Here is a 12,205-nt window from a genome sequence, read left to right as displayed (position 1 = left end):
ATTTTTCCATAATGTAACGTAGCTCAATATTTAAATTTAGTTTCCTTTCCAATATTAAGCTTAAAATAGACTCGTAATTTTTAGGTATAAAGTGGTAAATTTATTAGAAAAAGCGCTACTTTTATTTAATTAATAACTTAATTTGTTTAGGTTAGAAATAAATAGACGGGTCATAATACATAAAAACCCTAGTATACATGGCTATTCTTGACATACCTAAATTGGAACTATACAATTAACATGTATAATTTCTAAATTTTGAAATGAAATAGGCAGTATGTTCCTCGTAACGAACATATTTGGCCGATTAGAAGAACATCAGACACATTGGCATAGGAGGAGAACACTATGATGGAATCAATACTCCCTGCTTTGCTAGGATTCGCTGTCGGTGTCGCTGTTATCTATTTCTACATGAAAAAAGTGAATGAGTCAAAAGTAACTGGTGCAAAGCATGTTGCGGAACAAATCGTGGAAGAAGCGAAACGCGAAGCAGATGCTCTGAAAAAAGAGGCACTACTTGAAGCAAAGGATGAAACTCACAAATTTCGTACTGAAGCAGAAAATGACATTCGTGAACGTCGTGGAGAACTTCAGAAACAAGAGAACCGTTTATTGCAAAGAGAAGAAAATCTTGATCGCAAGGATGATGCTCTGAACAAAAGAGAGACAAGCTTAGAGCGTAAGGAAGAAGCTCTTACAAGCAGACAACAGCATATTGAACAGATGGAAAGCAAAGTGGAAGAACTTGTTGCAAGTGCAAAGACAGAACTTGAGCGCATTGCAGCTCTAACACGTGAAGAGGCAAAGGAAATCATTCTGGAAGAAGTTGAAAATGAACTGACAACAGATATTTCGGTTATGACGAAGGAAGCAGAAACACGTGCGAAAGAAGAGTCAGATAAAAAAGCGCGCGAAATTTTATCATTGGCATTGCAACGTTTTGCAGCTGACCATGTTGCAGAAACAACAGTGTCGGTTGTAAACTTACCGAATGATGAAATGAAAGGTCGCATCATTGGGCGTGAAGGTCGAAATATTCGCACACTGGAAACACTTACAGGTATTGATTTAATTATCGATGATACTCCTGAAGCAGTTATTCTATCTGGATTTGATCCAATTCGTCGTGAAACAGCGCGTCTTGCATTAGAAAAATTAGTTCAAGATGGCCGAATTCACCCAGCACGAATTGAAGAAATGGTCGAAAAATCTCGTCGTGAAGTGGATGAACAAATCCGTGAAACGGGAGAGCAAACTACGTTTGAAGTAGGTATTCATAACTTACACCCAGACTTAATGAAAATCCTTGGCCGTATGAAATATCGTACAAGCTATGGACAAAATGTATTAAAGCACTCAATTGAAGTTGCTCATTTAGCTGGTTTACTTGCTGCAGAATTGGGTGAAGACGTAACATTAGCACGCCGAGCAGGTTTATTACATGACATCGGTAAAGCGATTGATCATGAAGTAGAAGGAAGCCACGTTGAAATCGGAGTGGAGCTTGCAACGAAGTATAAAGAACACCCAGTTGTTATTAATTCGATTGCATCTCACCATGGTGATGCAGAAGCAACTTCAGTTATTGCCGTACTTGTTGCAGCAGCTGACGCACTATCAGCAGCTCGTCCAGGTGCGCGTAGTGAAACACTTGAAAACTATATTCGCCGTTTAGAAAAGCTAGAAGAGATTTCTGAAAGCTATGACGGTGTCGAAAAATCATTTGCAATTCAAGCAGGTCGTGAAGTACGTATTATTGTTCAACCAGAAAAAATTGATGATCTTGCATCGCATCGTTTAGCTCGTGATATACGAAAACGTATTGAAGAAGAGTTAGACTACCCTGGTCACATTAAAGTAACAGTCATTCGTGAAACACGCGCAGTGGAATACGCGAAATAACAGATGAAATAACAAATGTGACATAACCCCCGATAAAGGGCATTTCTAGGATGAGAGAATATCTCAAAATAGAAATGACCTGGAAATCGGGGGTTTTTTCTATGCTTTCTGTAGATACTTAATACTACTATAAAGACTTAAAACTTATAAATGCATATATCCAATAGTCGTTTTGAGCAGCATGTTTAAAATAGCTAGTTTTGAATTCTACATACTTAAAGGTTTACATATGAGATTATATATTAAAGTAAAATAATGAGAAATAAGTTTTAATCTTAAAGTAGTTACTTTAATGCATAAAGAATATGAAATAATTATACTTTTTATGGGGGATAGAGATGGTTGATATTCATTCACATATTTTATGGGCTGTTGATGACGGTCCAGAAAATTTGGAGGAAGCTATAAAGCTATTGGAACAGGCATCAAATGAAGGTATTACAGAGATGATTGCTACGTCTCACAGCAATCATCCTCTATATCATGTGGATTATGAAACAGTAAAAAATCAATTAAATTACTTACAAAATCTATTAATTGAAAGAGGTATTCCCTTAACTCTTCATAAAGGACATGAAGTAAGATTATCAGAACATATTTTACATCTAGTGAAAGCTGGGAAATGCCATACATTAGCTGAATCGAATTATATTTTGTTAGAATTACCATCTTATACAGTACCAAATTATACCGTTTATATTATTCGTGAATTAATAGCAGAAGGATTTACCCCAATAATCGCTCACCCAGAGCGTAATAAGCTGATTGTAGAAAATCCAATACATCTAGAGCGATTAATCCGTGAAGGAGCTATGGCACAAGTGACAGCTGGCAGTTTGGCAGGGCATTTTGGACGCACTATTCAAAATGTAGCTTTAGACTTAGTGAAAGTAAACTTAGTGCAAACATATGGATCAGATGTTCATAATTTAACAAAGCGTCCTTTTTTGTTTAACGAAGGGCTAAAATATTTAGAAAAGAAAAAGCAATTTGATTCTATTGAAATATTGTTAGAAAATAATTCAAGAGTTATAAGGGATTTACCTCTGATTATTCAAGAACAAGAAGAAATTGAGACAACAAAATGGTGGGGAATATTTAATAGATAAATAACTAATATTGTTACAAAATGGTGTTTGAATAATTGGTTTTATATCCATGTAATGTAACCGCGAATTATATTTTATTCTGATTATACTAATGTTTGTTACACTAGTTAAAATATTTATTAGTACTATATTTATTAGGCTTAGTATAATCGTTCCACTATAATGAAATACTGGATATCTACTGTTTTATTGCAGGATTACTATTGGTATTAAACCCGAGTTTTGATTTAAGGAAGGTGGCAAAATTTTGCGAACTAGTATGTGTAGTTATAGAAAATCAATGAATAAAAGAACTCATAACAAATGAAGAAATTCCTTCCATGGTTCGCCGTACTACTTTGGATGCTTGTAATCTTTTACTTTTCCCATCAACCAGCTACATTATCCAATCAACTTAGCTCAAGTATCACCGAAGAACTAATAGAACTCGTTGACAAGATAGTCCCTGTTTCAGATTCTAAATTAGAAAGTGTCAACCACCTTGTTCGAAAGAATGCCCATTTCATAATTTATTTTGTACTTGGTATGTTTGTTGCTTTTGGGCTAAGGACAATAGGTTTTCAAGGAAACCGCCTTGTGAAATTCGCTCTACTAATTTGTGTCCTTTATGCGGTATCTGATGAGGTTCACCAATATTTTGTAGACGGTAGAGGGCCTCAGGTGAAGGATGTGCTGATTGATAGTGCCGGCGCTATTATAGGGATTAGCTTGTTTTGCTTCGTTGATTGGTTGGTGAAAAAAAGTGGTAAATTATAAATTAGCGCTAACATGTCACCTAGTGGGCGCTTTTAAACGTAATTCCCAACATTACCCCTACTGTATTTTATTTTGCTTAATAGGCGAAATGGGTGGTAGAATAGAAGGCGAGTTAGCTGATAGAAAGTGTGGTTATATTAAATGAAGGTTTTATTTATCGGCGATATCGTTGGTTCGATTGGTCGTGATGCAGTAGAGAAATATTTACCGCGTCTAAAGAAAAAATATGCAATCGATGTGGTTATTGCGAACGGTGAAAATGCTGCAGCAGGTCGTGGCATTACGCGTTCCATCTATAATGATTTATTACAAATGGGTGTAGATGTTATTACGATGGGCAACCATACGTGGGACAATAAAGACATCTTTGAATTTATCGATGATGCGGATTATTTAATTCGTCCTGCAAACTTTTCAAAGGATGCCCCAGGTAAGGGTATGGTACAAGTGTCTAAAAACGGCGTAACCATTTCGGTTATTAATTTACATGGGCGAGTATTCCTACCGCCACATGAAGATCCATTTGCAATGGCTGATGAGTTGGTTGCAGAAGCAAGCAAAACGTCACCATTAGTATTTGTTGATTTTCATGCAGAAGCGACAAGTGAAAAAATTGCACTTGGATGGCATTTGGACGGTCGCGCATCTGTGGTTGTAGGTACGCACACGCATGTACAAACAGCTGACAATCGCATTTATCCAGGTGGGACAGCCTATATTACAGATGTAGGCATGACGGGTCCATATGACGAAATCTTAGGCATGGGCAAAGAGAATGTTATCTACAAATTTCAAACAAATATGCCAGCTCGTTTCGAAGTACCGAAAAATGGTCGGGAAGTATTGAGTGCATTCTTTGTCGAAGTAGACGACAAAACCGGAAAAGCATTACATCAAGAGCGTGTGTATATAAACGCAGACAATCCATTTCAAGCATAGTTAATGAAAATGAACATAAGCCAGTTTTTAAACAATTCACTGTTTAATAGCTGGCTTTTTTCTTCGTTAAGTTATTATCCTCTTCAACTATTAAGAGGCAAGTAATTGGTGAATGTGAAAAAGAACTTTTTTACTATCTTTTTACAAATTTTATTCATAGAACACAAAATCATAACGTATAAAATAACTAGAGATGGTAATGATGATTAATAAAATCGACATATAGTATGTAATATTGATGAATATCATCTAATTACGGCAGAAATTATAACGAACGAACACAGATAACCTCATACTACATACCGGTTAAGATATCCGGGTAACTGAAGCACCGATCCTATTCTATTAAATTAAACTAATACATATATTAATAAACTTCTAGCAATTATACCTACAATCACCTACTACCGCTATTCAAACAAATATAAAACATAAAGTACTCGCTATTACTACAAGTAATTTTGAATCTCTCAATTGAATTAAAAAGGAGGCCATCGATGAAAAAAATTTGGAAGTGGGTTGTCGCTATTCCCATTGGTTTAAGCATAGTGAGCACGGCCACCCTGCTATATGTATACGGTGAAATAAAAAGTACCGCAAAAGAAATGTATACACCCATTTCAAATGAATTAAATTTACCAGAAAAAAGAGTACAAAATGTCAATATTACGACTAAAAAAGAGCCATTCTCTGCCTTGATTCTAGGTGTCGATGAACGCGATGGTGATAACGGCCGCTCCGACACGATGATTGTCATGACAGTTAATCCAACGCTTAAAACAACAAAAATGCTCAGTATACCGCGCGATACGTATACAGAGATAATGGGAAAGGGCTATAAAGATAAGATTAATCATGCCTATGCGTTTGGTGGAATGGAAATGTCCGTAAAAACCGTCGAAAATTTGTTGGCAATACCAATTGATTATGTTGCGAAGGTGAATATGGAAAGCTTTGTTGACATTATTGATATCGTGGGTGGAATTACAGTAGATAATACGTTGGACTTTTATTTTGATGGAGAGCATTTTCCTGTAGGGGAAATAGACTTGGATGGTGAAATGTCGTTGAAATATGTACGCATGCGCTATGATGATCCATCAGGTGACTTTGGACGACAAAATCGGCAAAAGCAAATTATCCATGGAGTGATAAAAGAAAGTATGTCACTAAATACAGTATGGAACTACAAATCGATATTCAGAACGTTGGAGGAAAATGTCGAAATAAACTTGGCCTTTGATGATCTACTAAACATACGCAAAAACTATGGTGATAGTTTTAGTAAAATTGAGCAGCTTTATATGAATAAAGGTACAAGTATGATGAACAATAATATTTATTACTATGTACCAAATAATTATGAGTTATTAGAAATTCAACATGCACTTCAACAGCATTTGGAAATGGAGACTTGAACAAGGGTAGAATTTTGCCGAATATAAGACATTATTACTTTTCATTGTCACATTTGAATAGTCCAGATGTATGATGCATATGCTTAATAATGAGAATACTTCGAATTAAAGATAAAATTCTAGTTTATATCCTTGCTCATATCATATTAACAGAGGAGGTACGACAACGAAGGTTTTAGTAACTGGAGGTGCGGGATACATCGGTGCACATACATGTATAGCGCTAATTGAAGCAGGGCATTCAGTGGTTGTCGCAGATAATCTCAGCAATAGTAAAAAAGAATCTATCGAGAAAATCAAAAGTATTACAAATATAGATTTTCCATTTTACGAAATTGATGTAACTAATAAACAGGCAGTAGAGAATATTTTCGAAAATAATTCTATTGATGGTGTGATCCATTTTGCGGGATATAAAGCAGTTAGTGAATCAGTAGTGAAACCATCAATGTATTACGAGAATAATCTTACCAGTACACTTGTGCTGGCTAATATTTGTTTGAAATATGATATTAACCGTTTTGTATTTAGTTCATCAGCTACGGTGTACGGTGAAAATCAGGTGCCGTTTGTTGAGTCGATGGAATTATTACCTACTACGAACCCTTATGGTGAGACAAAGGCAATTTGTGAGCGAATTTTAACAGATATCGCTAAGGCTAATCGTTCATTTTCAGTTTCCATACTTCGTTATTTTAATCCAATAGGAGCCCATGAAAGTGGCTTGATAGGTGAAGTTCCGAATGGAATACCGAATAACTTAATGCCTTATATAACACAAGTAGCAAAAGGCAAATTAAAATATTTAAGTGTATTTGGAAATGACTATTCAACGATAGATGGAACGGGTGTACGTGATTATATTCATGTGATGGATATAGCAGAAGGCCATGTTGCTGCACTAACTTTTCTTACAGAAGGCGTCCATATTTATAATTTAGGTACAGGTCAAGGAACGAGCGTTTTACAATTAGTAAGGGCATTTGAAGAGGCGAATGGAGTTACGATTCCTTATAAAATCGTTAATCGAAGACAAGGAGATATTGCGTCCTGTTATGCCGATGTATGTAAAGCAAGGCAAGAGCTACATTGGGTATCGAAGCGAGATATTGGAACTATGTGCAAAGACGCGTGGCGCTTTGAACAAAATTATGATTATCACAAAGTTTAAATTTTTTAAAATAGAAATTTTGTAATTTAAGTGAATCTGCTTTTTGCATAATTTTTTTGAAGTCACGTTTTAAAAAGTTACGTTGCCATTTTATTTTTGGGGAGGATAAGTAGTGAATTACACTGCTAGGTACACAATATTTTTTATTCTAGATTCACTTATTGTAATATCAGCTATTTTTATTAGTTACTTGTTATTGCATCCAACATTTAATATTTATTCTGATTCATTAATCATTATAAGCTCAATCACATTGTTAATCAGTCATCATATTATGGCCTATTTGTTCCAGCTGTATAATCGCATCTGGAGTTTAGCTTCAGTTAGGGAATTATTGACTATAGCTTATGCGGTAACTATATCAGTTATTGCAGCGAGTATCATGCAACTTCTAATAAAAGGCGATATATATGTCCGAGTAATGGTTATTACTTGGCTATTGCATATTGTATTAATCGGAGGTTCACGCTTTTTACTAAGAATATTACATGATAGAACTTCTTTTAAACCTCATGGTAATTTAAGAAGAGTATTAATCATCGGGGCTGGGGAGGCGGGTACAATGCTTCTCCGTAGTATTAAGAGGAATTCATCCGAATATCAAGTAGTGGCCTTTGTCGACGATGATCGAAATAAAAAACACTTAAAATTAATGGACGTTAAAGTATATGGAACAACAAAAGATATTCCACGTATTGTGCAAGATAAAAAAATTGATGAAATTATTTTAGCTATCCCTTCTCTTTGTAAAAGGGATATTCGAGAAATTTATTCACGTTGCATTGAAACAAAAGCGACAATAAAAATTATGCCAAAAATTGAGAATGTCATGACAGGTAAAGTTTCGGTTAATGATATACAGGAAATAAAAATCGAAGACTTACTAGGACGTGAAGAAATCAAACTCGATATGTTGGCAATCTCCAATAATCTAACAAAAAAAATAATCCTCGTAACAGGTGCTGGCGGATCGATAGGTTCTGAAATTTGTCGTCAAGTAGCACAATTCCAACCAACACAAGTTATTCTACTAGGTCACGGTGAAAATTCAATATACACAATCCATATGGAATTATTAGAAGAGAAAGAATTAAAAGGAATAGAGTTCATTCCAATTATTGCGGATGTCCAAGATAGAGAACGAATTTTTGAAGTAGTCGAACAGTTTCGGCCAGACGTAATTTATCATGCAGCTGCTCATAAACATGTACCTATGATGGAGTGTAACCCTCGTGAAGCAGTAAAAAATAACATCTTTGGGACAAAAAATGTGGCAGACGCGGCACATACATTTGGTGTGTCCAATTTTGTCATGATTTCTACTGATAAAGCGGTTAACCCCCCCAATATTATGGGAGCAACGAAGCGAATTGCTGAAATGATTATTCAAAATTTAGCAACCTATAGCGAGACGAATTTTGCTGCAGTTCGTTTTGGCAATGTTCTTGGGTCACGCGGAAGTGTAATTCCACGATTTAAGGCACAAATTGCTGCAGGTGGACCTGTCACCGTCACACATCCAGAAATGACCCGATATTTTATGACTATCCCTGAAGCATCCCGACTTGTTTTACAAGCTGGGGCACTTGCACACGGAGGAGAAGTATTCGTACTCGATATGGGAGAGCCATTAAAAATTGTAGATTTAGCAAAAAATCTAATTCGTTTGTCTGGCTTTACAGAAGAGGAAATTGGTATTGAATTCTCGGGTATTCGCCCAGGCGAAAAAATGTATGAGGAATTACTGAATGCAGCAGAAATTCAAGAAGAATCTATCTATCCTAAAATTCATGTCGGGAAAGCAAATTGTATGGAGGAACCTCTTTTAATGGAAGTACTGATTGAATTAGAAGAATGCGATTTAGTGGTGGTAAAACAAAAGCTAATTGATATCGCTAATGGTAGATGGACTATAAATAAGAAAGAAATAACATTGCTTAACCAGGCATTATAAAATTTCTTTAAAACATTAATATATACGAAATGAAATTCAAGGAGTTGTAACCACCTTGTATAGGATTGTAAAAAGACTGTTCGATATTATACTTTCTTTCACTGCATTAATCGTATTATCACCATTATTTTTACTATTGACTATTGTCATTAAACTCGATTCGAAAGGTCCAGTATTGTTTAAACAAAAAAGAGTGGGAATTCATAAAAGTTATTTTACGATTTTAAAGTTCCGAACAATGAGAATCGATACGCCTAAGGATACTGCAACCCATTTACTAGAAGATCCCGAGCAGTATTTAACGAAAATAGGGAAATTTTTAAGGAAAACAAGTTTAGATGAATTGCCTCAAATTTGGAATATATTTATTGGACAAATGAGCATTGTTGGACCAAGGCCGGCATTATGGAATCAGTATGATTTAATTGACGAACGGAGTAAGTATGGTGCCAATGATGTACCACCAGGGTTAACGGGGTGGGCTCAAATTAATGGCAGAGATGGGCTATCAATTGAAGAAAAGACAAGACTAGATGGCGAGTATGTAAGGAATATAGGTTTTTGGATGGATGTAAAATGCTTCTTCGGTACGTTTATCAGAATTTTAACAACAGAGGGAGTTGTCGAAGGGGGGACTGGAGCTATTAAATCTAAGGAAAGTTAGATGTATTTTTATTTACAGTTGAGTTATTGTTGGGAGGCTAATTTTAATATGAAACTACTTGTTATTTGCCAGTACTACTATCCTGAGCCTTTTCGAATATCGGATATTTGTGAATCGTTAGTAGAAAAAGGTCATCATGTGACAGTTATAACAGGACTCCCAAATTATCCAGAGGGAATAGTGCCCGATAATTACAAGAATAGGAAAAATAGAGAAGAAATTATTAATGGAGTAAACGTAATACGGAGTTTTGAAATTGGTCGAGGAAGTAATAAGGTAACCCTTTTCTTAAACTATTTTAGTTTTGCACTTTCCGCCTCAATTAAGACTCTATTTATGAAAGAAAAGTTTGATACGGTATTGGTAAATCAACTATCACCAATTATTATGGCGATTCCTGCAATGGTTTATAAAAAGAAACATCACAAAAAGATATTACTTTATTGCCTTGATATTTGGCCTGCTAGTTTAACTGCTGGTGGTATTAAAGAGGGATCACCAATTTATAAGTTTTTTCTTTATATTTCAAAATGGATTTATAATTCAGCAGACCGTGTTGCTGTTAGCTCGGACATGTTTATAAATTATTTTAGAGAAACAATTGAAATAAAAACTGATTCTATTTTTCATTTACCGCAATATGCAGAAAATTTATTTACAGAAAAGATAGAGGTACACAGACATAATCATTTTAATTTTGTATTTGCTGGAAATATTGGAGAAATGCAAAGTGTCGAAACGATAGTAAGAGCTGCTTATGAATTAAGTAATCACGCTACTATAACTTTTCACATAATTGGAGATGGCTCAAAATTAGAGGAATGTAAACGTCTTAGTGAAAAATTAAAACTTCGCAATATTATATTTTATGGTAGAAAACCTTTGAGTGAGATGCCGAAATATTACAGTTTAGCAGATGCGATGTTAATTACATTAAAAGATGATCACACCATTTCTTCCACATTACCAGGTAAAGTACAGTCCTATATGGCTTCCGGGAAACCAATAATAGGGGCAATTAACGGTGAAACAAATCAAATAATTAAAGAAGCACAATGTGGCTTATGTTGTGAGGCAGAAAATTATAAAGAGTTGGCCAATTTAGTTTTGCAGTTTTGTGAGAATAGTGAAAAGGATCAAATGGCAATAAATTCATATGATTACTACTGTAAGAACTATAGTAAAGAACGGTTTTTATCGGTATTAGAAGAAGCTCTTATTAAAATGGAGGTCTGAAATGTTTCAAGATAAAACTTTATTAATTACAGGTGGCACGGGTTCTTTCGGGAATGCCGTGATGGAAAGATTCCTAGATACAAATATAAAAGAAATAAGAATTTTTTCTCGTGATGAAAAAAAACAAGATGATATGAGGAAAAAGTATAACAGCGATAAATTAAAATTCTATCTTGGCGATGTTCGAAATAGCAATAGCTTAAAAAATGCGATGTATGGGGTGGATTATATATTCCATGCTGCGGCATTAAAGCAAGTCCCATCATGTGAATTTTTCCCGCTTGAAGCAGTAAAAACGAATATTTTAGGAACAGAAAATGTATTAAATGTTGCAATCGAATCTGGTGTAAAAAAGGTTATTTGCTTATCTACTGATAAAGCAGCGTATCCAATCAATGCAATGGGGATATCAAAAGCAATGATGGAAAAAGTCTTTGTCGCAAAATCAAGAACAGTTTCTCCAGAAAAAACAGTCATATGTGGTACGAGATATGGTAATGTAATGGCCTCACGAGGATCTGTGATTCCTTTATTTATTGAACAAATTAAAAATGGATTGCCATTGACGATAACAGACCCACAAATGACAAGGTTTCTTATGAGTTTAGAAGAGGCAGTAGAGTTAGTATTATTTGCTTTTGAATATGCTGAAGCAGGGGATATTATGGTACAAAAATCACCATCTAGTACGATTGGTGACCTAGCTCAAGCAATTAAGGAACTATTTAATGTGGACAACGAAATAAAAATTATTGGAACACGACATGGAGAAAAAAAATATGAAACGCTCCTTACGAAAGAAGAATATGTTGTGTCAAAAGATTTAGGTGGATTCTTTAGAGTCCCTGCTGACCAAAGAGATCTAAATTATAATAAGTATTTTGAAAATGGTGATATTAAACTAACGACTGTAGAAGAATACAACTCTGATAATACAAAAATATTATCTATTGAAGAAATAAAAAATATTCTACTCCAATTAGATTATATTCAAGCTGAATTGAAAGAATGGAATAAAAATATTCATATTATGAACTAGAAGAGGAGGAGTAG

Annotated in this window: 10 protein-coding genes; all 10 read left to right on the top strand. The window is 34.9% G+C overall.

What is annotated here, in order from left to right:
* Positions 1 to 351: 351 nt before the first annotated feature.
* The 10 genes from rny to MKZ17_RS14775 all read left to right on the top strand — a co-directional run bounded on the left by rny (position 352) and on the right by MKZ17_RS14775 (position 12,191).
* On the top strand, positions 352 to 1,905 hold the full coding sequence (rny, locus tag MKZ17_RS14820) for a ribonuclease Y (protein ID WP_340725567.1): 1,554 nt from the start codon (positions 352 to 354) through the stop codon (positions 1,903 to 1,905).
* Positions 1,906 to 2,243: 338 nt separating this feature from the next.
* Positions 2,244 to 3,014: a tyrosine-protein phosphatase gene (locus MKZ17_RS14815; protein ID WP_340724501.1), complete on the top strand. Its 771-nt coding sequence runs from the start codon at positions 2,244 to 2,246 to the stop codon at positions 3,012 to 3,014.
* A 303-nt stretch (positions 3,015 to 3,317) separates the two neighbouring features.
* Positions 3,318 to 3,770, top strand: coding sequence for a VanZ family protein (locus MKZ17_RS14810; RefSeq protein WP_340724500.1), 453 nt, complete (start codon positions 3,318 to 3,320; stop codon positions 3,768 to 3,770).
* Between the two features lie 141 nt (positions 3,771 to 3,911).
* Entirely contained in the window at positions 3,912 to 4,709 is a 798-nt protein-coding gene (locus MKZ17_RS14805) for a TIGR00282 family metallophosphoesterase (protein WP_340724499.1), read from the top strand.
* A 497-nt stretch (positions 4,710 to 5,206) separates the two neighbouring features.
* Entirely contained in the window at positions 5,207 to 6,127 is a 921-nt protein-coding gene (locus MKZ17_RS14800) for an LCP family glycopolymer transferase (RefSeq protein ID WP_340724498.1), read from the top strand.
* A 145-nt stretch (positions 6,128 to 6,272) separates the two neighbouring features.
* Positions 6,273 to 7,298, top strand: a complete 1,026-nt coding sequence (gene galE / locus MKZ17_RS14795) for a UDP-glucose 4-epimerase GalE (protein WP_340725566.1) — start codon at positions 6,273 to 6,275, stop codon at positions 7,296 to 7,298.
* 112 nt (positions 7,299 to 7,410) lie between these two features.
* Complete coding sequence (locus MKZ17_RS14790; protein WP_340724497.1) at positions 7,411 to 9,252, top strand: polysaccharide biosynthesis protein; 1,842 nt, start codon at positions 7,411 to 7,413, stop codon at positions 9,250 to 9,252.
* A gap of 55 nt (positions 9,253 to 9,307) precedes the next feature.
* Complete coding sequence (locus MKZ17_RS14785) at positions 9,308 to 9,916, top strand: sugar transferase (protein WP_340724496.1); 609 nt, start codon at positions 9,308 to 9,310, stop codon at positions 9,914 to 9,916.
* Positions 9,917 to 9,964: 48 nt separating this feature from the next.
* The gene (locus tag MKZ17_RS14780; protein ID WP_340724495.1) at positions 9,965 to 11,152 is read left to right on the top strand and encodes a glycosyltransferase family 4 protein; all 1,188 of its coding nucleotides are present in this window, start codon (positions 9,965 to 9,967) and stop codon (positions 11,150 to 11,152) included.
* Position 11,153: 1 nt separating this feature from the next.
* Entirely contained in the window at positions 11,154 to 12,191 is a 1,038-nt protein-coding gene (locus tag MKZ17_RS14775; RefSeq protein WP_340724494.1) for a polysaccharide biosynthesis protein, read from the top strand.
* Positions 12,192 to 12,205: the final 14 nt, after the last annotated feature.

This window comes from Solibacillus sp. FSL R7-0682 (genome assembly GCF_038005985.1).
Classification (GTDB): domain Bacteria; phylum Bacillota; class Bacilli; order Bacillales_A; family Planococcaceae; genus Solibacillus.
This window is presented reverse-complemented; position numbering and strand designations above follow the sequence as displayed.

Coding starts and splice junctions, on each gene's coding strand:
- MKZ17_RS14810 (WP_340724500.1), top strand. CDS start 3,318: ATGAAGAAATTCCTTCCATGGTTCGCCGTACTACTTTGGATGCTTGTA.
- MKZ17_RS14805 (WP_340724499.1), top strand. CDS start 3,912: ATGAAGGTTTTATTTATCGGCGATATCGTTGGTTCGATTGGTCGTGAT.
- rny (WP_340725567.1), top strand. CDS start 352: ATGGAATCAATACTCCCTGCTTTGCTAGGATTCGCTGTCGGTGTCGCT.
- MKZ17_RS14800 (WP_340724498.1), top strand. CDS start 5,207: ATGAAAAAAATTTGGAAGTGGGTTGTCGCTATTCCCATTGGTTTAAGC.
- MKZ17_RS14815 (WP_340724501.1), top strand. CDS start 2,244: ATGGTTGATATTCATTCACATATTTTATGGGCTGTTGATGACGGTCCA.
- MKZ17_RS14775 (WP_340724494.1), top strand. CDS start 11,154: ATGTTTCAAGATAAAACTTTATTAATTACAGGTGGCACGGGTTCTTTC.
- MKZ17_RS14780 (WP_340724495.1), top strand. CDS start 9,965: ATGAAACTACTTGTTATTTGCCAGTACTACTATCCTGAGCCTTTTCGA.